Source organism: Pseudomonas sp. M2 (assembly GCF_015751845.1).
GTDB lineage: Bacteria > Pseudomonadota > Gammaproteobacteria > Pseudomonadales > Pseudomonadaceae > Aquipseudomonas > Aquipseudomonas putida_E.
Map to the genome: position 1 here is coordinate 2,767,921 of NZ_JADOUD010000001.1, position 23,611 is coordinate 2,791,531.

General features: G+C 62.0%; 20 protein-coding genes. 14 read left to right on the forward strand and 6 right to left on the reverse strand.

What is annotated here, in order from left to right; all coding sequences use genetic code 11:
- Positions 1–16: 16 nt before the first annotated feature.
- Positions 17–964: a GlxA family transcriptional regulator gene (locus tag IWW33_RS12835; RefSeq protein WP_115273093.1), complete on the forward strand. Its 948-nt coding sequence runs from the start codon at positions 17–19 to the stop codon at positions 962–964.
- A 2-nt stretch (positions 965–966) separates the two neighbouring features.
- Here IWW33_RS12835 and IWW33_RS12840 read toward each other — a convergent pair whose 3' ends face one another.
- From IWW33_RS12840 to IWW33_RS12850, 3 genes are all read right to left on the reverse strand, one after another.
- Positions 967–1,584, reverse strand: coding sequence for a hypothetical protein (locus IWW33_RS12840; protein ID WP_174141960.1), 618 nt, complete (start codon positions 1,582–1,584; stop codon positions 967–969).
- 73 nt (positions 1,585–1,657) lie between these two features.
- Positions 1,658–2,350 (reverse strand): hypothetical protein, encoded by a 693-nt coding sequence (locus IWW33_RS12845; RefSeq protein WP_115273091.1) that lies wholly within the window; start codon positions 2,348–2,350, stop codon positions 1,658–1,660.
- Between the two features lie 137 nt (positions 2,351–2,487).
- Positions 2,488–2,904: a lysozyme inhibitor LprI family protein gene (locus tag IWW33_RS12850; protein WP_115273090.1), complete on the reverse strand. Its 417-nt coding sequence runs from the start codon at positions 2,902–2,904 to the stop codon at positions 2,488–2,490.
- Positions 2,905–3,190: 286 nt separating this feature from the next.
- On the opposite strand from IWW33_RS12850, the gene IWW33_RS12855 reads away from it, so the two are divergent.
- The 7 genes from IWW33_RS12855 to IWW33_RS12885 all read left to right on the forward strand — a co-directional run bounded on the left by IWW33_RS12855 (position 3,191) and on the right by IWW33_RS12885 (position 12,217).
- Positions 3,191–4,168: a dipeptidase gene (locus IWW33_RS12855; protein WP_003257506.1), complete on the forward strand. Its 978-nt coding sequence runs from the start codon at positions 3,191–3,193 to the stop codon at positions 4,166–4,168.
- A 77-nt stretch (positions 4,169–4,245) separates the two neighbouring features.
- Entirely contained in the window at positions 4,246–4,776 is a 531-nt protein-coding gene (locus IWW33_RS12860) for a DUF5943 domain-containing protein (RefSeq protein ID WP_174141959.1), read from the forward strand.
- 15 nt (positions 4,777–4,791) lie between these two features.
- A complete protein-coding gene (gene dgcA, locus IWW33_RS12865) occupies positions 4,792–6,852 on the forward strand; it encodes a dimethylglycine demethylation protein DgcA (protein WP_115273088.1) in 2,061 nt (686 codons plus the stop codon).
- 208 nt (positions 6,853–7,060) lie between these two features.
- Positions 7,061–9,013 (forward strand): dimethylglycine demethylation protein DgcB, encoded by a 1,953-nt coding sequence (dgcB, locus tag IWW33_RS12870; protein WP_125925147.1) that lies wholly within the window; start codon positions 7,061–7,063, stop codon positions 9,011–9,013.
- A complete protein-coding gene (locus IWW33_RS12875; RefSeq protein ID WP_125925146.1) occupies positions 9,013–10,245 on the forward strand; it encodes an electron transfer flavoprotein subunit alpha/FixB family protein in 1,233 nt (410 codons plus the stop codon). Before dgcB ends, IWW33_RS12875 begins: the two co-directional genes overlap by 1 nt.
- Positions 10,246–10,255: 10 nt before the next feature.
- Entirely contained in the window at positions 10,256–11,026 is a 771-nt protein-coding gene (locus tag IWW33_RS12880) for an electron transfer flavoprotein subunit beta (protein ID WP_119687907.1), read from the forward strand.
- Between the two features lie 393 nt (positions 11,027–11,419).
- Positions 11,420–12,217: an RHS repeat-associated core domain-containing protein gene (locus IWW33_RS12885; protein WP_231386158.1), complete on the forward strand. Its 798-nt coding sequence runs from the start codon at positions 11,420–11,422 to the stop codon at positions 12,215–12,217.
- Positions 12,218–12,267: 50 nt separating this feature from the next.
- On the opposite strand, the gene gbcA is transcribed toward IWW33_RS12885, so the two are convergent.
- Entirely contained in the window at positions 12,268–13,560 is a 1,293-nt protein-coding gene (gene gbcA, locus IWW33_RS12890) for a glycine-betaine demethylase subunit GbcA (RefSeq protein WP_174141957.1), read from the reverse strand.
- Positions 13,561–13,856: 296 nt separating this feature from the next.
- Between gbcA and gbcB the strand changes: the two genes are divergently transcribed.
- Complete coding sequence (gene gbcB, locus IWW33_RS12900; RefSeq protein ID WP_119687905.1) at positions 13,857–14,957, forward strand: glycine-betaine demethylase subunit GbcB; 1,101 nt, start codon at positions 13,857–13,859, stop codon at positions 14,955–14,957.
- 151 nt (positions 14,958–15,108) lie between these two features.
- Here the strand turns inward: gbcB and IWW33_RS12905 are convergent, their stop codons facing one another.
- The gene (locus IWW33_RS12905) at positions 15,109–16,734 is read right to left on the reverse strand and encodes a methyl-accepting chemotaxis protein (RefSeq protein WP_046787509.1); all 1,626 of its coding nucleotides are present in this window, start codon (positions 16,732–16,734) and stop codon (positions 15,109–15,111) included.
- A 276-nt stretch (positions 16,735–17,010) separates the two neighbouring features.
- On the opposite strand from IWW33_RS12905, the gene IWW33_RS12910 reads away from it, so the two are divergent.
- The 3 genes from IWW33_RS12910 to IWW33_RS12920 all read left to right on the forward strand — a co-directional run bounded on the left by IWW33_RS12910 (position 17,011) and on the right by IWW33_RS12920 (position 19,613).
- Positions 17,011–17,241: a hypothetical protein gene (locus IWW33_RS12910; RefSeq protein WP_174141956.1), complete on the forward strand. Its 231-nt coding sequence runs from the start codon at positions 17,011–17,013 to the stop codon at positions 17,239–17,241.
- Positions 17,238–17,540, forward strand: a complete 303-nt coding sequence (locus IWW33_RS12915; protein WP_012316646.1) for a cell division protein ZapA — start codon at positions 17,238–17,240, stop codon at positions 17,538–17,540. The genes IWW33_RS12910 and IWW33_RS12915 overlap by 4 nt, the downstream gene beginning before the upstream one ends.
- Before the next feature lie 135 nt (positions 17,541–17,675).
- Positions 17,676–19,613, forward strand: a complete 1,938-nt coding sequence (locus IWW33_RS12920) for a methyl-accepting chemotaxis protein (RefSeq protein WP_115273081.1) — start codon at positions 17,676–17,678, stop codon at positions 19,611–19,613.
- 106 nt (positions 19,614–19,719) lie between these two features.
- On the opposite strand, the gene IWW33_RS12925 is transcribed toward IWW33_RS12920, so the two are convergent.
- Positions 19,720–20,760, reverse strand: a complete 1,041-nt coding sequence (locus IWW33_RS12925) for a low specificity L-threonine aldolase (RefSeq protein ID WP_046787511.1) — start codon at positions 20,758–20,760, stop codon at positions 19,720–19,722.
- A 324-nt stretch (positions 20,761–21,084) separates the two neighbouring features.
- On the opposite strand from IWW33_RS12925, the gene IWW33_RS12930 reads away from it, so the two are divergent.
- Both IWW33_RS12930 and IWW33_RS12935 read left to right on the forward strand, forming a co-directional pair.
- Positions 21,085–22,338, forward strand: coding sequence for a serine hydroxymethyltransferase (locus tag IWW33_RS12930; RefSeq protein ID WP_046787512.1), 1,254 nt, complete (start codon positions 21,085–21,087; stop codon positions 22,336–22,338).
- Between the two features lie 15 nt (positions 22,339–22,353).
- Entirely contained in the window at positions 22,354–23,604 is a 1,251-nt protein-coding gene (locus tag IWW33_RS12935) for a sarcosine oxidase subunit beta family protein (RefSeq protein WP_012316642.1), read from the forward strand.
- The last annotated feature ends 7 nt before the right edge of the window (positions 23,605–23,611 follow it).

Sequence of the window (23,611 nt, forward strand, 5' to 3'; positions counted from 1 at the left end):
TTCTGTGGAGTAGGGGATGATGGAGACGATTGCCTTTCTGTTGGTGTCGGGTTTTTCCGCCATGGGGTTCATTTCGGCGCTGGAACCATTGCGGGTGGCCAATCGTTTTGGCGGGCCGTTGTACCGGTGGCAGGTGCTCAGCCTGGACGGCGAGGCGGTGCTGGCGAGCAACGGCATGTCGGTCAATGCCGATGCCGCGCTGGGGGAGGGTGAGCCCGCCAATATCCTGCTCGTGGTAGCGGGCTTCGAGCCATTGGCCAATGTCGCGCCGAAGCTGCTGCATGCGCTGCGTCGGCTGCACCATGACGCGGTCATGCTGGGGGGCATCGATACGGGGGCGATGGTACTTGCCGAGGCGGGCTTGCTGGACGGCTACCGGGCGACATTGCACTGGGAAGCGCTCGAGGCGTTCAAGGAGCGCTACCCGGGCCTTCAGGCGACGCAGGAGCTGTTCGAGATTGACCGCAGCCGCATCACCTGTGCCGGCGGCACCGCTTCGATCGATTTGATGCTGCACCTGATTGCCCAGTCTCACGGCAGCGACCTGGCGGTAAAGGTGTCCGAGCAGTTCGTGCTGGGTCGTATTCGTCAGCGTCAGGACCACCAGCGCATGCAGATCGGTGCGCGTTACGGTATCAGCAACAAGAAGTTGGTCCATGCCATTGGCGAAATGGAAAAACATACCGAGCCACCCCTGAGCACGCTGGACCTGGCCGCTGCGATCAAAGTGACACGGCGCCAACTGGAGCGCTTGTTTCGTATGTACCTAAATGAAACACCCAGTAGTTTTTACCTTGCTCTACGGCTGGACAAGGCGCGTCAGCTGTTGACCCAAACTGACATGTCGGTGACCGAGGTCAGCCTTGCGTGCGGCTTTGAACTGCCATCGTATTTCACGCGGCGCTACAAGCTGAGGTTTGGAAAGTGCCCACGGGAGGAGCGCCAACCTGCGCGTTCAAAATAGCTTCATTCCAGTTTGCGTTTGAGAACGGCTAACAGCTTTTCGCGGTTTCTGGCCTGCAGGTCTTTGCGCAATGACGCGAATTCGCCCATGTTGAAGCGTGCGCCCAGATGGTCAAATATCAGGTTCAACTTCTGGGTGGGTTCGACAGGGTCGGTCTTGCAGTAGACATAGAACAGGATGGCAACGGGAATTTCGTCCCCTTCATGATCCATTTCAATGCTCAGATGTGAAGAAGCGTTCATGACGTTAAAGGTGTGCATTCCCGCAGATTGCATAGCGGCTTTGACGTTTTCTTCAACGCTCTTGAACCAAGGCCCTTTTTCGCGTAGCGGGGGTATATAGCCACTGTACACATCGCTCAATGCGTGCAGGTGCGGCTCGTATGAAATGGCTTGATGCGTATGTTCGAACAACGTGAACTTCAACGATTGCAAGGTGGCGATAACGACCGTGAACCATTGCTCAGGCTGGGTCTCCATCGAGTACTTTTCATTGGCCACGGCCTGTGAATAACGAAGACACAGCTGCAAGTCTTCCCATATTTCCAGTGTTAGCCATGGCGCGGGCTTGATGTTCAGCCGCTCTTCGAATATTCGGGTGTCCAGGCTTGCATCGCTCATGCGGCATCGCTCCTTGATGAATGCACATGATGGGAACCGGGTACCCGGAAATCCTGATACCCGGCCTCGCTATTTAGATAGCGAGGAAGGCGGCGATGTCGCCTTTGATCTTTTCATTCACAAGATCACGCGCGGCATCGAAGTGACGAACGCTGAACGTACCCTGTTGCGACGCGCGATAGACGCGGGTCGACGTCTTGTCGATTTTGCGGGTCAGGGCGCCTTCACGCTCGATTTTCGAGTCGTAGCTGGCCTGGAAGCTGGTCATGTGCATCACAGGCAAACCTTGTGGCGTCATTTCGCATTGGGCCACTACGAAGTTGCTCGATTTGCCGGATTCGCTATGGCTGTGCTTTTCCAGGTGGGCCTTGACTTCCGGCTTCTGCACGACGATTTGCAGAACACGCTTGGCACAGGCCATGCGACGAGGGTCGCGAGCCACGCTGATGGTGATGGATTTGGTCATCAGCTCTGCCAAGGTCAGGTTGTCTTCATCAATCGCATCTTCGGCATGTGCCGCACCCGTCATGGTCCAGCCGAACTTGATCAGGCCATCGTTGTAGAAGTTGTACCACTCGCGCTGCTGGGTTTCCTTGTCGAACTTCTTGTTGGCCAGTTCGGTCATCAACCGCATACCTGCCAGGATGTCTTCGGCAATGCCCGCAGGCACATTTTCAGCGAATACGCAGATCGTCTGGCCGGTAGCGGCTACGCGCTCTTGGCCTTCTTTGCGGATTTTTTCCATTTCAACTTTGATGTCAGCCATTTCGGTGTTCCTTGATAGTTGAGGATTCCAAGGCGCACGTTGCAAGCACGTGGCCTTGGCGCACTATCGAGAAATGGCGCAGTGACTATCAGCAGCAGGTTGTTCCTCTGGAGAAGATCTTTCAATCACTGCCTGGATCAATCTTCCGGTGCCGGCTCATCACTGTTCTGCGAGCCCAGGCTGCGCAAATACTCCGATCGCTCATCGCTGCGTTGGGCGACGCAGCTGTTCCATGCCGTCTGGTAGGCCTTGCTGCCTGGCTGTTCGGCATGGGTTTCGACTTTGCAGTCGGCATCGCGCAGTTGGCTCCAGAGCTTTTCGGCGGATTCGATCCGCGACTGCAGGCCAGCTTCGTCGTCATACTGCTCGCGCATGCGTTGAAGCAGGTCGTCGTAGGTCGACTTCAGCTCACGCTCGGCGGTCTGCTTGTTGAATGCCGCACACTCGAACGTCTGCTGGTCGTTCTCGACATTGTCGCAAGGCGTGCTTTCTTCCTCACCGGCCTGGGCCCCGCTCACGACGGCCAGCAGCACCAGCCATGCCATTGATTTCATCCGTTTTCTCCTCAACAGGCTGTCGAATCGCTGGGATTCTCGCTCAGCCAGAGCCCGCGCGATAGGTCCCTGACCAAATGTTCATTTAAGGGCGGCAAAGGGTCGTTATCGAGACTGTCTCGCATCCCCGAACGGCATGCCAGACGCGGTCATGTCGCGCATTGACGCTTTCGGCAAACCCCCTGTCGTTTTTGCATCGGGGCGCCCTTGGGCACAGGCATATGCTGGCCCCAAAGCGCCGGCACAATGTTCGGCACGAACCCACTCAATAAAAGGGGACAGCCTGATGAGCCCAGCCGAGCTTCACGCCGACAGCATCGTTATCGACGGTTTGATCATCGCCAAGTGGAACCGCGAACTGTTCGAGGACATGCGCAAAGGCGGGCTGACCGCAGCCAACTGCACGGTGTCGGTCTGGGAAGGCTTCAAGGCCACCGTCGACAACATCGCTGCCAGCCAGAAGCTGATCCGCGACAACAGCGACCTGGTGATGCCAGTACGTACCACCGCCGACATCCGCAAGGCCAAGGAACTGGGCAAGACCGGTATCCTCTTCGGCTTCCAGAACGCCCACGCCTTCGAAGACCAGATTGCCTACGTGGATGTGTTCAAGCAGCTGGGCGTGGGCATCGTGCAGATGTGCTACAACACCCAGAACCTGGTCGGCACAGGCTGCTACGAGCGTGATGGCGGGCTGTCCGGTTTCGGCCGCGAGATCGTCGCCGAGATGAACCGCGTGGGCATCATGTGCGACCTGTCCCACGTTGGCTCCAAGACCTCCGAAGAGGTCATCCTGGAATCGAAAAAACCGGTCTGCTACTCCCACTGCCTGCCCTCGGGCCTCAAAGAACACCCGCGCAACAAGTCGGATGAAGAGCTGAAGTTCATCGCCGACCATGGCGGCTTCGTCGGCGTGACCATGTTCGCGCCGTTCCTGGCCAAGGGCATCGACTCCACCATCGACGACTACGCCGAAGCCATCGAGTACACCATGAACATCGTCGGTGAAGACGCCATCGGCATCGGCACCGACTTCACCCAGGGCCACGGCCAGGACTTCTTCGAGTACCTGACCCACGACAAGGGTTACGCCCGTCGCCTGACCAATTTCGGCAAGATCATCAACCCGCTGGGCATCCGCACCGTCGGCGAGTTCCCCAACCTCACCGAGACCTTGCTCAAGCGCGGCCATTCCGAGCGTGTGGTGCGCAAGATCATGGGCGAGAACTGGGTAAACGTTCTCAAGGACGTCTGGGGCGAGTAAGCCGCTCTCCAAGCCTTAAGGCCCCGGCCAGCAACGTCGGGGCAGCCAAAAACAAATTTTTATGGAGTTGAGTTTCCATGGCCAAGATCGCCCCGCAATTGCCAATCGAAGTCGACAGCGAAACCGGTGTCTGGACCAGCGACGCCTTGCCGATGCTGTATGTGCCGCGTCATTTCTTCGTCAACAACCACATGGGCATCGAGGAAGTGCTGGGCGCCGACGCCTATGCCGAGATCCTCTACAAGGCAGGCTACAAGTCGGCCTGGCACTGGTGCGAGAAGGAAGCCGAGTGCCATGGCCTGGAAGGCGTGGCGGTGTTCGAGCACTACATGAAGCGCCTGTCCCAGCGTGGCTGGGGCCTGTTCGAGATCCAGGACATCGACCTGGACAAAGGCACCTGCAGCGTCAAGCTCAAGCACTCGGCGTTCGTGTACGTGTATGGCAAGTGCGGCCGCAAGGTCGACTACATGTTCACCGGCTGGTTCGCCGGCGCAATGGACCAGATTCTCGCTGCCCGTGGCAGCTCGATCCGCACCGTGGCCGAGCAGGCCTATGGCGGGTCGGAAGAAGGCCACGAAGATGGCCTGTTCGTTACAAAGCCGTTGTAAGCCGGAGATAGCGTCATGGCATTCGAAGCAATGTTCCAGCCGATCCAGATCGGCAAACTGACCATCCGCAACCGCGTGCTCAGCACCGCGCACGCCGAGGTCTACGCCACTGACGGCGGCATGACCACCGACCGCTATGTGAAGTACTACGAAGAGAAGGCCAAGGGTGGCATCGGCCTGGCGATCTGCGGCGGCTCGTCCGTGGTGGCCATCGACAGCCCGCAGGAATGGTGGTCGTCGGTCAACCTGTCGACCGACCGCATCATCCCGCACTTCCAGAACCTGGCCGACGCCATGCACAAGCATGGCGCCAAGATCATGATCCAGATTACTCACATGGGCCGCCGCTCGCGCTGGGATGGTTTCAACTGGCCGACCCTGATGTCGCCTTCCGGCATCCGTGAGCCCGTGCACCGCGCCACCTGCAAGACTATCGAGGTGGAAGAGATCTGGCGCGTGATCGGCAACTACGCGCAGGCCGCGCGCCGTGCCAAGGAAGGTGGCCTGGACGGCGTCGAGCTTTCGGCTGTGCACCAGCACATGATCGACCAGTTCTGGAGCCCGCGGGTCAACAAACGTACTGACGAGTGGGGCGGCACCTTCGAAGGCCGCATGAAGTTCGGCATGGAAGTGCTCAAGGCGGTGCGCGCCGAAGTCGGCGACGACTTCTGCGTGGGCATGCGTATCTGTGGTGACGAGTTCCACCCCGATGGCCTCAGCCACGAGGACATGAAGCAGATCGCCGCCTACTACGATGCTACCGGCATGATCGACTTCATCGGCGTGGTCGGCTCGGGTTGCGATACCCACAACACCCTGGCCAACGTCATTCCCAACATGAGCTACCCGCCAGAGCCGTTCCTGCACCTGGCAGCCGGCATCAAGGAAGTGGTCAAGGTCCCGGTGCTGCACGCGCAGAACATCAAAGACCCGAACCAGGCCACGCGTATCCTCGAAGGCGGCTACGTGGACATGGTCGGCATGACCCGTGCGCACATCGCCGACCCGCACCTGATCGCCAAGATCAAGATGGGCCAGATCGACCAGATCAAGCAGTGTGTCGGTGCCAACTACTGCATCGACCGCCAGTACCAGGGCCTGGATGTGCTGTGCATCCAGAACGCCGCGACCTCCCGTGAATACATGGGCGTGCCGCACATCATCGAGAAGACCACCGGCGTCAAGCGCAAGGTGGTGGTGGTCGGCGCCGGCCCTGCCGGCATGGAAGCGGCGCGCGTTGCTGCCGAACGCGGCCACGACGTGACCCTGTTCGAGAAGAAGGACCAGATCGGCGGGCAGATCACCATCGCCGCCAAGGCGCCGCAGCGTGACCAGATTGCCGGTATCACCCGCTGGTACCAGCTGGAGCTGGCACGCCTGAAGGTCGACCTGCGCCTGGGTACTGCCGCTGACGTGGCGACCATTGAAGACCTGCGCCCGGACGTCATCGTGCTGGCAGTAGGCGGGCACTCGTTCCTGGAACAGAACGAGCACTGGGGCGCTGCCGAAGGCTTGGTGGTCAGCAGCTGGGACGTGCTCGACGGCAAGGTCGCGCCGGGCAAGAACGTGCTGGTGTACGACACCATCTGCGAATTCACCGGCATGTCGGTAGCCGACTTCATCGCCGACAAGGGCAGCCAGGTCGAAATCGTCACCGACGACATCAAGCCGGGCGTTGCCATGGGCGGTACCAGCTTCCCGACCTATTACCGCAGCATGTACCCCAAAGAAGTGATCATGACCGGCGACATGATGCTGGAAAAGGTCTACCGCGAAGGCGAGAAGCTGGTGGCGGTGCTGGAGAACGAATACACCGGCGCCAAGGAAGAGCGCGTGGTCGACCAGGTGGTGGTCGAGAACGGTGTGCGCCCTGACGAAGCGCTGTACTACGCGCTCAAGGAAGGCTCGCGCAACAAGGGCCAGATCGACGTGGAGGCGCTGTTCGCCATCAAGCCACAGCCGATCCTCAGCCAGCCGGGCGAAGGCTACCTGCTGTACCGCATCGGCGACTGCGTGGCCCAGCGCAACGTACATGCGGCGATCTACGACGCCTTGCGCCTGTGCAAGGACTTCTGATCGCACCGCCTCTCTAGGGGCGGGACCGGCCCCCCGTGTAGGAGCGGCCTTGTGTCGCGAAAGGGTCGCGAAGCGGCCCCAAGATCTTCACAGCACTATAGATTTTGGGGCCGCTTCGCGACCCTTTCGCGACACAAGGCCGCTCCTACATGGGGTCCGCGCTGGCCTTCGGGGCAGCGCAAGAATCCAGCTGTTGTGGGAGCCCCCCATGTTGAACACCCTGTTACCCATCCTGCTGTTCGCTGCCCTTGGCCTGGCGGTGCTCGGCGCCCTGCGCCGGGTGCGCATGTGGCGGCGTGGCCGAGCCTCCCACGTCGACCTGATCGGCGGCCTGCTGGCCATGCCGCGGCGCTACCTGGTGGACCTGCACCACGTGGTCGAGCGCGACAAGTACATGTCCAAGACCCACGTGGCCACTGCGGGCGGCTTTGTACTGTCGGCGGTGCTGGCAATCCTGGTGCACGGCTTCGGCCTGCAGAGCAAGATCCTTGGCTACGCCTTGCTGGTGGCGACTGTAATCATGTTCACCGGTGCCATCTTCGTCTTCAAGCGCCGGCTCAACCCGCCATCGCGCCTGTCCAAAGGCCCATGGATGCGCCTGCCGAAAAGCCTGCTGGTGTTCGCCGCAAGCTTCTTCATCGCCACCTTGCCGGTGGCCGGCATCCTGCCCGCCAACACCGGCGGCTGGGTGATGGTCGCGGTACTTGGCCTGGGCGTGCTGTGGGGCGTGTCGGAGCTGTTCTTCGGCATGACCTGGGGCGGCCCGATGAAACATGCCTTCGCCGGGGCCCTGCACCTGGCCTGGCACCGCCGCGCCGAACGCTTCGGCGGTGGCCGTTCAACCGGCCTGAAACCGCTGGACCTGGAAGACCCGAACGCCCCGCTGGGGGTGGAAAAGCCGGTGGACTTCACCTGGAACCAGCTGTTGGGCTTCGACGCCTGCGTGCAGTGCGGCAAATGTGAGGCGGTGTGCCCGGCGTTCGCTGCGGGCCAGCCGCTGAACCCGAAAAAACTCATTCAGGACATGGTCATCGGCCTGGCCGGTGGCACCGATGCCAAGTTCGCCGGCAGCCCGTACCCTGGCAAGCCGATCGGCGAACACGGCGGTAATCCACACCAACCGATCGTCAACGGCCTGGTCGACGCCGAAACACTGTGGTCGTGCACCACCTGCCGTGCCTGCGTCGAGGAATGCCCGATGATGATCGAGCATGTCGATGCCATCGTCGACATGCGCCGCCACCTCACCCTAGAAAAGGGCGCGACCCCGAACAAGGGCGCCGAGGTGCTGGATAACCTGATCGCGACCGACAACCCGGGCGGCTTTGCTCCAGGCGGGCGGATGAACTGGGCCGCTGACCTTAACCTGAACCTGCTGTCTGACGTGAAAACCACCGAAGTGCTGTTCTGGGTCGGTGACGGCGCGTTCGACATGCGCAACCAGCGCACCCTGCGGTCGTTCGTCAAAGTACTCAAGGCCTCGGGCGTGGACTTCGCCGTGCTCGGCCTGGAAGAGCGTGACAGCGGCGATGTGGCGCGCCGCCTGGGTGACGAAGCGACCTTCCAGCAGTTGGCCAAACGCAATATCCAGACCCTGGCCAAGTACAAGTTCCAGCGCATCGTCACTTGCGACCCGCACAGCTTCCATGTGCTGAAGAACGAATACGGCGCGTTGGGCGGCGACTACCAGGTGCAGCACCACAGCACCTACATCGCCGAACTGATCGCAGCCAGCAAGCTCAACCTCGGGCAGCACAAGGGCGGCAGCGTCACCTATCACGACCCGTGCTACCTGGGCCGCTACAACGGCGAATACGAGGCCCCGCGGCAAGTGTTGAAGGCGCTGGGTATCGAAGTGCGCGAAATGCAGCGCTCGGGGTTCCGTTCCCGCTGCTGCGGCGGTGGCGGAGGTGCGCCGATCACCGACATCCCGGGCAAGCAACGTATCCCCGACATGCGCATGGATGACATTCGCCAGACCCAGGCCGAGCTGGTGGCGGTGGGATGCCCGCAGTGCACTGCGATGCTCGAAGGGGTGGTCGAACCGCGCCCACAGATCAAGGACCTCGCCGAGTTGGTAGCCGATGTGCTGATCGAAGAGGAAACGCCCGCGGCCCCAAAGTCGCCAACGGTAGAACGTGAACCTGCGGAGGTGCACTGATGAGCGACATCATCCGCCGCGACCCACGCGCCGAGTGGATCGCCCGTAACCGCCTGCATCCGCTGCATGCGGCGCTGCAGACGCAACAAACCCGCTGGCTGGGGCCCAATGGCCTGATGCGCAAGAACCCGCATGCCATTGCCGCCGGTTTCATCGGCCCCAATGGCCTCAAGCGCATCGACCGTAGCGGTGCCCAACAGGGCACCGCTGGCGGCGGGCGGCGTAGCGCGGCGGCCGAAGTGCAATTGCCGCTGCATCAGGTGCCAGCGCCTGCGTTCTACATCGCCGTGGTGCCCGACATGGTGGGCGGCCGCCTCAGTAGCCATGACCGTGACCTGCTCGGCCTCGCCCACAGCCTGGCCGGCAGTGACGGCGCGGTATTGGCCGTGGTGTTTGGTGAGCACAAGGAAAGCAAGTTTTCCACAGCGGGTGTCGACCGCTTGCTGGTCATCGACGGCGAACAGTTCGAAGGTTATGCACCGGAGCAACGGGTGCAGGGCCTGCGCGCTGTGGATAACCAGTTCACGCCACGCCATTGGTTGTTGCCCGATAGCCGCACCGGCGGTGGCGAACTGGGCCGGCGCTGGGCTGCGGCCTTGGGCGAACGCCCGGCAACGCGCGTCTGGCAGGTCAAGGACGGCCAGTGCATCGGCCGTGCTGGTGCGGGTCAGCAGGACCTGCAACGCGCGGTGCCGCGCCTGATCCTGGGCGCCGCCGAATGCGCCGAACCGGTCAGCGAAACCCGGCACGAAGCATTGCCGGTGGAGTTGTCCACAGGCGTGGTGCGCAGCCTGCCACGCATCGAGGACCTTGGTTCGGTGGCCGTCGACCCGGCGACCATCGCCATGGCCGAGGCCGAATTCATCGTCTCGGGGGGCAACGGCGTCAAGGATTGGGACCTCTACCACCAGGCGACTGCTGCCCTGGGGGCAACCGAGGGTGCTTCGCGGGTGGCGGTGGACGATGGCTTCATGCCGCGTAACCGCCAGGTGGGCGCAACCGGCACCTGGGTTACCGCACGGGTCTATGTGGCTGTGGGTATCTCTGGTGCGATCCAGCACCTGCAAGGCATCGGTGCCTGCGACAAAGTGGTGGCGATCAACATGGACCCGGGCTGCGACATGATCAAACGGGCCGACCTGTCGGTGATTGGCGACAGCTCGGCGATTCTGAAGGCTTTGATCGAGGCTGTGGACAACTTCCGCAGCGGCGGCCAGCGCGACGCAGCATAGGGGCATGAGCATGAGTACTAAAGTCATCAGCCTGGTTTCCGTCGGTGCCCACCCGAGCTCCGGCCGCGCCCGCCGCGCCGAGCAGGATGCCCGTGCGGTGGAGCTGGGCTTGCAGCTGGCTGGGGATAACTTGCAGGTGGTGCATGCTGGCGACCCGCATGAAGAGGCATTGCGTGCTTACCTGGGCATGGGCCTGGACCACCTCGATGTGCTAGAGCAGCCCGCAGGAGCCGATGTGCTGGGCGTGCTTGGGGATTACCTGCGTGATGCCGGTGCGCAGCTTGTGCTAACGGGTAGCCAGGCTGAAACCGGCGAGGGTTCGGGCATGTTGCCGTTCCTGCTGGCCGAGAAACTGGGTTGGCCGCTGATAGTCGGCCTGGCCGAAGTGGAATCGATCGACAACGGCACCGCTCAGGTCCTGCAGGCGCTGCCCCGTGGGCAGCGGCGCAGGCTGAAGGTACGTCTTCCGTTGCTGGCAACTGTGGATAACGCGGCGGCCAAACCGCGGCAGAGCGCGTTCGGTCCGGCCCGGCGCGGTGTGTTGGCGGCGCGCAATGTCGCCATCGTCGAGGATGAACTGCTGGGCGAAGCGCAGTTGCAACCAGCCCGCCCAAGGCCCAAGCGCCTGAAGGTGATCAAGGCCAAAAGCGGCGCCGACCGGATGAAGGCCGCGACGGCCAAGGCCAGTGGTGGTGGCGGTAAGGTCTTGAAAGACGTTTCTCCACAAGAAGGCGCCGAGGCGATTCTCAAGTTGCTGGTGGAGGAGGGCGTATTGCGCTGAGGTTACCCACGGAATCTGTTCGCCAAGGTGTGGATAAAGTGTTTGTCAAACGCTGCAAGCCAGCAAGGACGCCGTCTTGAAGGATATGATCAAATAATCGCCAATTACTGCAAACCTGGGTCTAAACACCACGGCCCCTAAGGTTTTGCTCTGTTATCCACAGCAGTTATCAATATCCCTATGACTTGCCCACAATGTCTGTTAGTCAACCTGTGGGCAAGTTGTTTGGTAAGTGCTACAGCCATTGCTTTCAAAGGCTTGCAGGGTTTTGATCAAAAAATGATCTGACGAGGCTGACCTTCGCTCCGGTCCAGCTGTAACTGTCATTTCTGCCAGTTAACGTTCCATACAGCCCTTGTTAACGTTAAGGCACAAATGGTCTGGAGCGTTGCCATGGGCACGACCACACTGCTGGCGACTGATCTCCAGCGCACCGTGCTGCGCAGCGGGCATACCCTGTATCGACGCTATACCCCCTATGGCGGGTTCAGGCCGGATGATGGCGCTTGGTTGGGGTTTTCAGACGCCCACCTTGATCACGCCAGTGGCTGCTACTTGCTGGGTAACGGGCACCGTGCCTTTAGCCCGGCACTGATGCGCTTTGGTTCGCCTGACCGACTCAGCCCATTCGCTCGGGGTGGGCTAAATGCTTACGCTTATTGCCTTGGGGACCCGATCAACCATCGCGATCCGACGGGGCAGGAGGCCGCAGACTATCTGTTTCCCATCCTGAGCATCCTTTCCAACCTTGCGGGTGCGTTCACCAGTGGCCTACGGCTGCGATCGATGTGGCGAACCCGCCATATGCATCAAGCAACGGGATCCTATCCTGCCAGCCGTGGTGGCGTTATGACCTATGGCACCGTGGAAAGTCATACATCACCGCCGTCATCGGTCGATTGGGCGCTCACAGGGATAAGTGGTGTCAGTGCCGTTGCAGGCATTACCCTGGGCATCAGCCGAACCGTGGAGCCAGGAGAAGACTGGCAGACATGGGCGTTGGCGACCCTGACCGTCATATCGCTGGGCACATCGGTCAAAGAGGTGTGGGCGTTGGCCCAGGCCAGGTCGTGGGAGCGTTATCCCATCACCCCTGTGCGGATCGAACCCAACCGGGCAGGTTCAGCAAGCCCGAGGTCTTCGGCTCCGAGGTTAAGTCTCGAGCCTGCAAACGCCATAAGGCAATCGTAGAGCGGGCTTGAGCCAGTGGCGGGCGCCACTGGCCGAAGGTGAACGGCTACTTACTGAGCCTGCACTTCCTTGAGGTACGCAGCCGGCTCTGCACCAAGGTTTTCCAGCACGCGCTGGCTGTACCAATCGATGAAGTTCACCACACCAAACTCATAAGTCTTCGAGTACGGCCCTGGCTGGTAAGCCGTGGAGTTGATGCCCCGCTGGTTCTCTTCCGCCAAACGGCGGTCCTGGTCATTGGTGGCATCCCACACCGTGCGCATACGTTCAGGGTCGTAATCGACACCTTCGACGGCATCCTTGTGCACCAGCCACTTGGTGGTGACCATGGTCTCCTGGGCGCTGATCGGCCACACGGTGAAGACGATCATGTGGTCGCCCATGCAGTGGTTCCACGAGTGCGGCAGGTGCAGGATGCGCATCGAGCCCAGGTCCGGGTTCTTGATACGGCCCATCAGCTTCTGGCAGGCCTGCTTGCCGTCCATGGTCATCGATACGGTACCCTTTAGCAGCGGCATGCGCACGATGCGGTTACGCAGGCCATGGCTCTTGTGCAGGTACGGGATCTTCTCGGCTTCCCAGGCGGCGGCGGAGGCGGCCACGTGGTCCTTGAATTCCTGGCTGGCGCGCGGGTCGTTGGTGTCGTCCCACTCCAGCAGGGTTTGCAGCAGCTCCGGGTGTGAGCCGGAGCAGTGGTAGCACTCGCGGTTGTTTTCCAGCACCAGCTTCCAGTTGGCTTTTTCCATCAAGGTGGTTTGCACTGCCACCTTGGTGTTCTCCATGTCATACGGTTCCATGTAGTGGTCCAGGGTGGCCAGGAACTCGTCGATAGCAGGTGGGTTTTCCGCCAGGCTGATGAATATGTAGCCACCGGCGACCTTTACGTTCACAGGTTTCAGGCCGTATTCCTTCATGTCGAAGTCGGCGCCCATTTCAGTACCTGCGAACAGCAGGCGGCCGTCCAGTTCATACGTCCACTGGTGGTAATGGCAGACCAGCTTCGCCACTTTGCCTTTCTCGCTGACGCACAGGCGCGAGCCGCGATGGCGGCAGACGTTGTGGAAGGCATGCACCTTACCTTCGCTACCGCGCACCACGATGATCGGGTTCTTGCCGATCTGCAGGGTGATGTAGTTGCCCTTGGCCGGGATTTCGCACGTCATGCCGGCAATCAGCCATTCCTTGTGGAAGATCTCCTGCATGTCGATCTGGAACAGACGCTCGTCGGTGTAGAACGGCTGGGGCAGCGAGTAGGTGCGCTCGCGGGTCTGCAGCATCTCGGCGGTGGCCTTGCGTGCAGGTTCCAGTGGATCGCCCAGGCTCAGGGTTGCGGTGACGTCCATCGTGTAATCCTCGGGGCCGTATGCGGCCGGCAAAAGGTGGCTAATCGTTGTTGTGGTGCCGCAAGAGCATCTGTCAAAAAACAGCAGGTTCTTTTGCCGTGGAGTGTGCGTCCGAAGACGCCGCGAACCGTATCCATGGGCGACATGGCCGATTTGAATTACGACGCCCCAGCCCTTGTAGCACGGGGCTGGTCGCGATAAGCACGCCGATGTCGCAGGCAGGAATGTGCGGCGCCTTCAGCTTGCGCATTATCGCAGCCATGAAAAGGGCCAATTGTCGGCCGCTGGAGATGAACATGTCCGATACTTTCCTCAATCCGGTCACCACCCAGACCTGGGCCAATGGCCGCCACATCGTGCGCTGCGTCAAGGTCATCCAGGAGACCTGGGACGTGCGCACCTTCTGCTTCATGGCCGACCAGCCGATCATGTTCTTCTTCAAGCCTGGGCAGTTCGTCACCCTGGAGCTGGAGATCGAAGGCAAGCCGGTGATGCGTTCCTACACCATCTCCAGTTCGCCGTCGGTGCCCTACAGCTTCTCGATCACGGTCAAGCGGGTGCCAGGCGGGCATGTGTCCAACTACCTGCACGACACCATGCACGAGGGCTTTGAAGTGCCGGTGCATGGCCCGGTGGGTCTGTTCAACGCCATCGACTTCCCGGCGGGCAAGGTGCTGTACCTCTCCGGCGGTGTCGGTATCACGCCGGTGATGTCCATGGCGCGCTGGTTCTACGACACCAACGCCAATGTCGACATGGTCTTCGTGCACAGCGCCCGCTCGCCCAAAGACATCATCTACCACCGCGAACTGGAGCAGATGGCGTCACGCATCCCCAACTTCAGCCTGCACATCATTTGCGAGAAGCACGGCCTGGGTGAGCCTTGGGCGGGTTATCGCGGCTATCTGAACCAGCGGCTGATGGAGTTGATCGCGCCTGACTACATGGAGCGCACGGTGTTCTGCTGCGGCCCGACGCCATACATGACCGCGGTCAAGCGCATGCTCGAGGCTGTCGGCTTTGACATGAAGAACTACCACGAGGAGTCGTTCGGCGCGACGCCGGCAGAGGCCAAGGCCGATGCTGTGGAGCATGCCGAGCAGGCGGCCGATGCGCCGGAAGTGGACGTGTCCGAGCTCAACCTGGTGGAGTTCATCGGCAGCGAGAAGAGCATCCGGGTTGCCCCGGGCGAGACCGTGCATGCGGCGGCGGCCAAGGTTGGCCTGATGATTCCAAAAGCCTGCGGCATGGGCATTTGCGGGACGTGCAAGGTGCTCAAGCTGGGCGGGGAAGTGGAGATGGAGCACAACGGCGGTATCACCGAAGAGGACGAAGCCGAGGGCTACATCCTGTCGTGCTGCAGCGTACCGAAAGGGGATGTGCGGATCGATTACTGATCCGGAAATTGCTGGGGCTGCCTTGCAGCCCAATCGCCGGCAAGCCGGCTCCCACAAGGTTCGGCAGCGCTGCTGTCAATGGCACAGCTGGCACAGATCTTTGTGGGAGCCGGCTTGCCGGCGATTGGGCCGCAAAGCGGCCCCGGCGATGTCAGGTACGAAAACGTGCCACCAGCCCATTCAAATCCACAGCCAGGCGCGACAGCTCGGCACTCGCCGCGCTGGTCTGGTGCGCCCCGGTTGCGCTCTGCACCGACAGGTCATTGATATTCACCAGGTTGCGGTCCACTTCGCGCGCCACTTGGGCCTGTTCTTCCGCCGCGCTGGCGATTACCAGGTTGCGTTCATTGATCTGCGCCACTGCCCCGGCAATGGTGTCCAGCGCCATGCCGGCACCCTTGGCGATGTTCAGCGTCGACTCGGCGCGTTCGGTGCTGGTGCGCATCGATTCGACCGCCTGTTCGGTGCCGCCTTGGATGCTGCCGATCATCCGTTCGATTTCGCTGGTCGACTGCTGGGTGCGGTGGGCCAGTGCGCGCACCTCGTCTGCCACCACGGCAAAGCCACGGCCTGCTTCACCCGCGCGGGCTGCCTCGATCGCGGCGTTGAGCGCCAGCAGGTTGGTCTGGTCGGCCAAGCCACGGATGACATCCAGTACCTTGCCGATGTCGCGCGACTGTTCGGCCAGGTGGGTGATCAGTTTGGCGGTAGCCTGCACATCACCGCTCATCCGCTCGATGGCACCCACGGTTTCCAGCACCAGGTCACGGCCGTCGCCGGTCGAGCGGCTGGCTTCGCTGGAGGCTTCTGAGGTGCTTACCGCGTTACGTGCCACTTCCTCGACGGCGCTGGTCATTTCGGTCACCGCCGTGGCGGCCTGCTCGATTTCGTTGTTCTGCTGTTGCAGGCCACGCGCGCTCTCGTCGGTAACGGCGTTCAGCTCTTCTGCGGCCGACGCCAGCTGGGTAGCGGAGCCAGCAATCAGTTGCAGGGTGTCGCGCAATTTTTCCTGCATGCGCGCCATCGCGCGCAGCAGGCGCGCGGCCTCATCGGTGCCTTCGGCGCGGATGGTATGGGTCAGGTCACCGTCGGCAATCTGCTCGGCGGCTTTGAGGGCTTCGTCGATGGGCTTGACGATGCTGCGGGTCAGCAGCAACGCGCAGAGGAAGGTCAGCACGGCTGCGGCAATCAGCAGGCCGATCACCAACGCGAAGGCCGCGGCATACTGATTGGCAGCGGTTTCGTTGGTTGCGCGCGTCTGTTCTGTGTTGATGCGCACCAAGGTGTTCATGACCTTGTTGATCTGCTCGGAGTTGGCCAACAGGTCGCGGTTGAGCAGGCCACGCAGTTCATCGGTGCGGTTGGCCTGGCTCATGCTGCGCATGCGTGCTTCCAGTTGGCGGTACTGGTTGAGCAGTTCGGTGTACTGGTCGAAGGCGGCCTGTTCGTCAGCCGCGCTGATCAGTGGCAGGTAGGCCTGGCGAGCACGGTCGATCTCGGCGTTGCGCTGGTCCAGCAGGTTGAAGGTGTCGCGCTGGACTTCCGGTTCGCGGTTGAGCAGCAAGCGGTAGGAGAGGGTGCGCAGGCGCAGGTTGAGCGAGGTCAGTTCGTCCAGGGTCTTGATACTGGGCACGCTGATGTTTTCGATGGCAAGGCCCGCCTGGCGGATGTTGCCCATCTGCATGAGCGAGAAGACACCAAGGCCGAGCATGAGCAAGCCGATCAGGGCGAACCCGAGCAAGGCGCGCGGGGCGATATTCATGTTGCGTAGGGACATGGAAGGAGGAATCCAGACAGAGAAGTGGACGCGTTCCATGCGACGAAATATGACTTGCCTGGCTATCGGTCGTGACCGGCCAGTCTTGAGCGTGAAAGGGGAAAGTTGTGAGCCAGCTATCCATTTACCTGACCGGCGGTTGACCCAGGTCGGAACAAGGGGCCCGATACCCTGTCAATCTGCGGGTTAGAAACCTTGAGAATCCGATATTTAATGGCGATGGCTCACACTTTTCTTTATCGTGTGCGCCCTTTGCAACAACCCGAGATAGACCCCATGCTGGAAGCCTCCCTGAATCAACTCGAGCAACTGGTCAGCGACCTGATGCAGAAAAACGCTCAACTCACCGAGCACAACACCACCCTTGGCCAGGAACTGGCCCAGGCCAAGGAAGAGAACGAAACCCTGCAGCTGTCGCTGATGGAGCAGGAAGAGAAGCAAGGCGCCACCGCCGCGCGCATCCAGGCGTTGGTTGAGCGCGCCAGTGCAGGTGTCGTCGGCGCATGAGACTGCAAGCGCAGCCGGTCAATGTCGTGTCGATCCTCGGCAACGACTATTCGATCAAGGCGCCCGAAGGCCAGGAAGAAACCCTGGCGCAGGCGGTACGCATGCTCAACACCGCCCTTGCCGAAACCAAACGTTCGTACCCGACCCTGATCGGCGACAAGCTGCTGGTGCTGGCCGCCCTGAATCTGTGTTCCAAGCAGGTTGAACTGCAGAAGGAACATCAGCAGACCCTGGAGCGTACCCAGGCGCAGATCGACGCCACGGTGGACGCGATCGTTCGGACCATCGCCGAACAGTAAGAGCCACCTTGAACGCTGTGGGGACGGGCTTGCCTGCCCCACAGCGTCTTCATCCTTGTTGCAGATCACTGGTACAACTGGATACCTGAGTGTATACACTTTCCCCCAAACAAAAATTCCTGGGGAGGAAGGGGCATGGGTATCTGGCGTCGAAGTATCCAGTGGCAGTTGATCGCGAGCATGGGCGCGGCCCTGCTGGCGAGCATCCTGGTGGTTGTGATCATTTTCACCGTGGCGCTCAACCGCCTCACCGATCGCTACTTGGTGGACACGGCGCTGCCGGCCAGCATCGAAGCCATCCGCAACGATATCGAGCGAATGCTTGGCCAGCCGCTGGTGGCCGCAGCCGACATTGCCGGCAACACGCTGCTGCGTGATTGGCTGGCAGATGGTGAAGACGCTGGCGAACTGCCGCGCTTTGTCGAATACCTGCAGGCCGCCAAGCAGCGCAACCAGGCCTTCACCACACTCTTCGCCTCGACCGAGACCGGCCACTACTACAACGAGAATGGCCTGGACCGCACCCTCAGCCGCGACAACCCCAAAGACAAGTGGTTTTACGGCTACATCGACAGCGGCGCCGAGCGCCTGATCAATATCGACATCGACGGGGCCACGGGCGAGCTGGCGCTGTTCATCGACTACCGCGTGGAAAAGGACGGCAAGCTGGTCGGTGTGGCCGGCATGGGCCTGCGCATGACCGAGCTGTCGAAACTGATCCACGACTTCAGCTTTGGCGAGCACGGCAAGGTGTTTCTGGTACGCAACGATGGCTTGATCCAGGTGCATCCGGACAATGCCTTCAGCGGCAAGCGACAGCTCGCGCAGCAGCTTGATGAAAAGGCCGCCAAGGCGGTGATCAGTGGTGAGCCGGGTTTGCGCACCAGCCGTTTCCAGCGTGATGGCGAAGACTATCTGGCCTTGGGCTTGCCCTTGCGCGACCTGAACTGGACCTTGGTTGCCGAGGTGCCGGAGGCAGAGATCTATGCGCAGATGCGTCAGGCGCTGTGGCTTACCACGTTGATCGGTGGGGGTGTGGCGCTGCTCTCGTTGTTGCTGGTGGTGCTGCTGGCGCGGGGGCTGGTGCGGCCTATTCGCCGTGTGACCGCCGCATTGGTGCAGATTGGCAGCGGTGCCGGTGACCTCAGCCATCGCCTGGACGATTCGCGGCAGGACGAACTGGGCGATCTGGCACGCGGCTTCAACCGTTTTCTCGACAGCCAGCGCGGGCTGATCGGCGAGGTGCTGCGCACCACCGAGCGCTTGCATCGGGCGGTCGAACAGGTGACTCAGGTAGTGGACAACACGGCCGAACGTTCCGGGCGGCAGCAGGAAATGACCGAAATGGTTGCCACCGCCGTGCACGAAATGGGGCTGACCGTGCAGGACATTGCGCGCAACGCCGGCGATGCTGCGCAGGCTTCGCAGTCAGCGCGGGACGAAGCCTTGCAGGCGCGTGAAGTGGTGCGACGGTCGATCCAGGGTATTGAGGGCATGTCAGGTGACATCGGCAAGGCTGCGGATGCGGTGGCGCAATTGGCCGACGAAGTCGCCTCTATCGATGAAGTATTGGCGGTGATCCGCAGCATTTCCGAGCAGACCAACCTGCTGGCGCTTAACGCTGCCATCGAGGCGGCGCGGGCAGGGGAGATGGGGCGTGGCTTTGCCGTGGTGGCAGATGAGGTGCGGACGCTGGCACGCCGTACCCAGGTGTCGACGGATGAAGTCCAGCAGATGATCCAGCGCCTCAAGCACGGGGCGGGTTCGGCGGTAACGTCGATGCAGGCGGGGCAGCAGGCGACGGGCAGTGGCGTGGAGTCGAGCCAGCGAACCGGCGCCTCGTTGGGGGCGATTACCGACCAGGTCGAGCACATCAGCGACATGAACCATCAGGTGGCAACGGCGACGGAAGAGCAGTCGGCGGTGACCGAGGAGATCAACCGGACGGTGCAGGGGATTTCTGACCTGGCCAGGGAAACGGCGGCGGAAGTGCAGGGGTGTCGCGAGGAGTGCCAGGCGTTGCGTGGGCTGGCCGATGATCTTGCGCGGCAGATGGGCGGGTTCAAACTTTAGATCGCTGGGGCCGCTTTGCGGCCCATTCGCGACACAAGGCCGCTCCTACAGACGATTGGAGCGGCCTTGCGTCGCGAAAGGAGGGCAAAGCCCTCCCGGCAAGCTGTCAGGCGCCGATGATGTTGCGGATATCCGCCGCCAACTCGCGCACGCGTGCCTCTTCGGTATCCCATGAGCACATGAACCGCGCCCCGCCACTGCCAATGAAGGTGTAGAACCGCCAGCCCTTGCCACGCAGTGCTTCCAGCGCCGGCTCCGGCATCTGCAGGAACACCCCGTTGGCCTCCACCGGGAACATCAGCTCCACCCCCGGCAGGTCACTCACCAACGACGCCAGCAACTGCGCGCAATGGTTGGCGTGGTTGCCATGGCGCAGCCAGGCGCCGTCTTCCAGCAGCCCGACCCAGGGCGCCGACAAAAAGCGCATCTTCGAGGCCAGTTGCCCGGCCTGCTTGCAGCGGTAGTCGAAGTCTTCGGCCAGGTCGCGGTTGAAGAACAGGATCGCTTCACCCACCGCCATGCCGTTCTTGGTGCCGCCAAAGCACAGCACATCCACGCCCGCCTTCCAGGTCAGCTCGGCCGGGCTGCAGCCTAGGAATGCGCAGGCATTGGTGAACCGCGCGCCGTCCATGTGCAGGTTCAGGCCCAGCTCCTTGCAGGTGGCGCTGATCGCCTTGAGCTCATCGGGGCGGTACACGGTGCCCACTTCGGTGGCCTGGGTGAGGGTCACCACACGCGGCTTGGGGTAGTGGATGTCCTGGCGCTTGAGCGCCACTTCACGGATCGATTGCGGCGTCAGCTTGCCGTTGACGCTAGGCGCGGTGAGCAGCTTGGAGCCGTTGGAGAAAAACTCCGGCGCGCCGCATTCGTCGGTCTCGACGTGGGCGGTCTCGGAGCAGATCACGCTGTGGTAGCTCTGGCACAGCGAGGCCAGGGCCAGCGAATTGGCGGCGGTGCCGTTGAAGGCGAAAAACACTTCGCAGTCGGTTTCGAACAGCTCGCGGAAGTACTGGGCGGCACGCTCGGTCCACTGGTCGTCGCCGTAGGCGCGGTCGTGGCCCATGTTGGCCTTTTCCATCGCTGCCCAGGCTTCGGGGCAGATACCGGAATAATTGTCGCTGGCGAATTGTTGGCTTTTATCTGTCATGACACGGTCCTGTGAACAACGCAGAACAGCACTCTAAACCATCGATTCAGCGGTTGCCTATGTAGGAGCGGCCTTGCGTCGCGAACGGGTCGCGATGCGACCCCAGCCATTGCTTAAGCGCTGCTGAAGCTTGGGGCCGCTGCGCGACCCGTTCGCGACGCAAGGCCGCTCCTACAGGGATTTGAGCAACCGACGGGTGAATGTCGTAAACGCGCCATTGCAAGGCGTGCGCAGGCATCTGACCCACCCCGGCCAGTCATACCATCGCCATAAAGGGCCACAGTGCCTTACAGACAAGAAACGATCGCTGCCGGGAGAACCACGATGTTCAGCAAGCAAGACCAGATCCAGGGTTACGACGACGCACTGCTGGCGGCGATGAATGCCGAAGAACAGCGCCAGGAAGATCACATCGAGCTGATCGCCTCGGAGAACTACACCAGCAAGCGCGTCATGCAGGCCCAAGGCAGCGGCCTGACCAACAAGTACGCCGAAGGCTACCCGGGCAAGCGCTACTACGGTGGCTGCGAGCACGTAGACAAGGTCGAGGCGCTGGCCATCGAGCGCGCCAAGCAGCTGTTCGGCGCCGACTACGCCAACGTTCAGCCACACTCCGGCTCTTCGGCCAACAGCGCCGTGTACCTGGCTCTGCTGCAGGCCGGTGACACCATCCTGGGCATGAGCCTGGCCCACGGCGGCCACCTGACCCACGGCGCCAAAGTGTCGTCCTCGGGCAAGCTCTACAACGCCGTGCAGTACGGCATCAACACCGACACTGGCCTGATCGACTACGACGAAGTCGAGCGCCTGGCCGTCGAGCACAAGCCGAAGATGATCGTTGCCGGCTTCTCGGCCTATTCCAAGACCCTCGACTTCCCGCGTTTTCGCGCCATCGCCGACAAGGTCGGTGCGCTGCTGTTCGTCGACATGGCCCACGTTGCCGGCCTGGTTGCCGCTGGCCTGTACCCGAACCCGATCCCGTTCGCCGACGTGGTGACCACCACCACCCACAAGACCCTGCGCGGCCCACGTGGCGGCCTGATCCTGGCCAAGTCGAACGAAGAGATCGAGAAAAAGCTCAACGCCGCAGTATTCCCCGGCGCCCAGGGCGGCCCGCTGATGCACGTCATCGCCGCCAAGGCTGTGTGCTTCAAGGAAGCTCAGGAGCCTGAGTTCAAGAGCTACCAGAAGCAGGTCATCGACAACGCCCAGGCCATGGCCCAGGTGTTCATCGACCGCGGCTACGACGTGGTCTCCGGCGGTACCGACAACCACCTGTTCCTGGTCAGCCTGATCCGCCAGGGCCTGACCGGCAAAGATGCCGACGCTGCCCTGGGCCGCGCGCACATCACCGTCAACAAGAACGCCGTGCCGAACGACCCGCAGTCGCCGTTCGTCACTTCCGGCCTGCGCATCGGCACCCCGGCTGTCACCACCCGCGGCTTCAAGGTCGCCCAGTGTGTGGCCCTGGCCGGCTGGATCTGCGACATCCTCGACAACCTCGGTGACGCTGACGTCGAAGCCGATGTGGCGAAGAACGTTGCGGCCCTGTGCGCCGACTTCCCTGTTTACCGCTGAGTGGAGTAAACGACCATGCAACGCTACTCGGGCTTCGGCCTCTTCAAACACTCCCTCAGCCACCACGAGAACTGGCAGCGCATGTGGCGCACGCCGACCCCTAAAAAGGTCTACGACGTGGTCATCGTCGGCGGTGGCGGCCATGGCCTGGCCACGGCCTACTACCTGGCCAAGGAACACGGCATCACCAATGTCGCGGTGGTCGAGAAAGGTTACCTGGGCGGCGGCAACACCGCCCGTAACACCACCATCGTGCGTTCCAACTACCTGTGGGACGAGTCGGCGCAGCTGTACGAGCACGCCATGAAGCTGTGGGAGGGCCTGTCCCAGGACATCAACTACAACGTGATGTTCTCCCAGCGCGGCGTCTACAACCTGTGCCACACCCTGCAGGACATTCGTGACTCCGAGCGCCGCGTCAGCGCCAACCGCCTCAACGGCGTCGATGGCGAACTGCTCAACACTGCCCAGGTCGCGGCCGAGATCCCGTACCTGGACTGCTCGAAGAACACCCGTTACCCGATCCTCGGCGCTACCGTTCAGCGCCGTGGTGGCGTCGCCCGTCACGACGCCGTGGCCTGGGGTTACGCCCGTGCCGCCGACGCCCTGGGCGTGGACCTGATCCAGCAGACCGAAGTGATCGGTTTCCGTAAGGAAAACGGTGCAGTGATCGGTGTGGAAACCAACAAAGGTTTCATCGGCGCCAAGCGCGTCGGCGTGGTCACTGCCGGTAACTCCGGGCACATGGCCAGGCTGGCCGGCTTCCGCCTGCCGCTGGAATCGCACCCGCTGCAAGCACTGGTGTCCGAGCCGATCAAGCCGATCATCGACAGCGTGATCATGTCCAACGCCGTGCACGGCTACATCAGCCAGTCCGACAAGGGCGACCTGGTGATCGGCGCCGGTATCGACGGCTGGGTCGGCTACGGCCAGCGCGGTTCGTACCCGGTGATCGAGCACACCCTGCAGGCCATCGTCGAGATGTTCCCCAACCTCTCGCGCGTACGCATGAACCGCCAGTGGGGCGGCATCGTCGACACCTCGCCGGACGCCTGCCCGATCATCTCCAAGACCCCGGTCAAGAACATGTTCTTCAACTGCGGCTGGGGCACCGGCGGCTTCAAGGCGACCCCGGGCTCGGGCAACGTCTTCGCCGCAAGCCTGGCCAAAGGCGAGATGCACCCGCTGGCTGCGCCGTTCTCCATGGACCGTTTCTACAACGGCGCACTGATCGACGAACACGGCGCCGCCGCCGTCGCCCACTAACCGGAGA

Coding starts and splice junctions, on each gene's coding strand:
- IWW33_RS12840 (WP_174141960.1), bottom strand. CDS start 1,584: ATGAGCGATGCAAGCCTGGACACCCGAATATTCGAAGAGCGGCTGAAC.
- IWW33_RS12935 (WP_012316642.1), top strand. CDS start 22,354: ATGCAACGCTACTCGGGCTTCGGCCTCTTCAAACACTCCCTCAGCCAC.
- dgcA (WP_115273088.1), top strand. CDS start 4,792: ATGGCATTCGAAGCAATGTTCCAGCCGATCCAGATCGGCAAACTGACC.
- gbcB (WP_119687905.1), top strand. CDS start 13,857: ATGTCCGATACTTTCCTCAATCCGGTCACCACCCAGACCTGGGCCAAT.
- IWW33_RS12920 (WP_115273081.1), top strand. CDS start 17,676: ATGGGTATCTGGCGTCGAAGTATCCAGTGGCAGTTGATCGCGAGCATG.
- IWW33_RS12905 (WP_046787509.1), bottom strand. CDS start 16,734: ATGTCCCTACGCAACATGAATATCGCCCCGCGCGCCTTGCTCGGGTTC.
- IWW33_RS12850 (WP_115273090.1), bottom strand. CDS start 2,904: ATGAAATCAATGGCATGGCTGGTGCTGCTGGCCGTCGTGAGCGGGGCC.
- IWW33_RS12835 (WP_115273093.1), top strand. CDS start 17: ATGATGGAGACGATTGCCTTTCTGTTGGTGTCGGGTTTTTCCGCCATG.
- IWW33_RS12880 (WP_119687907.1), top strand. CDS start 10,256: ATGAGTACTAAAGTCATCAGCCTGGTTTCCGTCGGTGCCCACCCGAGC.
- IWW33_RS12845 (WP_115273091.1), bottom strand. CDS start 2,350: ATGGCTGACATCAAAGTTGAAATGGAAAAAATCCGCAAAGAAGGCCAA.
- IWW33_RS12855 (WP_003257506.1), top strand. CDS start 3,191: ATGAGCCCAGCCGAGCTTCACGCCGACAGCATCGTTATCGACGGTTTG.
- IWW33_RS12910 (WP_174141956.1), top strand. CDS start 17,011: ATGCTGGAAGCCTCCCTGAATCAACTCGAGCAACTGGTCAGCGACCTG.
- IWW33_RS12885 (WP_231386158.1), top strand. CDS start 11,420: ATGGGCACGACCACACTGCTGGCGACTGATCTCCAGCGCACCGTGCTG.
- IWW33_RS12915 (WP_012316646.1), top strand. CDS start 17,238: ATGAGACTGCAAGCGCAGCCGGTCAATGTCGTGTCGATCCTCGGCAAC.
- dgcB (WP_125925147.1), top strand. CDS start 7,061: ATGTTGAACACCCTGTTACCCATCCTGCTGTTCGCTGCCCTTGGCCTG.
- IWW33_RS12925 (WP_046787511.1), bottom strand. CDS start 20,760: ATGACAGATAAAAGCCAACAATTCGCCAGCGACAATTATTCCGGTATC.
- IWW33_RS12930 (WP_046787512.1), top strand. CDS start 21,085: ATGTTCAGCAAGCAAGACCAGATCCAGGGTTACGACGACGCACTGCTG.
- gbcA (WP_174141957.1), bottom strand. CDS start 13,560: ATGGACGTCACCGCAACCCTGAGCCTGGGCGATCCACTGGAACCTGCA.
- IWW33_RS12875 (WP_125925146.1), top strand. CDS start 9,013: ATGAGCGACATCATCCGCCGCGACCCACGCGCCGAGTGGATCGCCCGT.
- IWW33_RS12860 (WP_174141959.1), top strand. CDS start 4,246: ATGGCCAAGATCGCCCCGCAATTGCCAATCGAAGTCGACAGCGAAACC.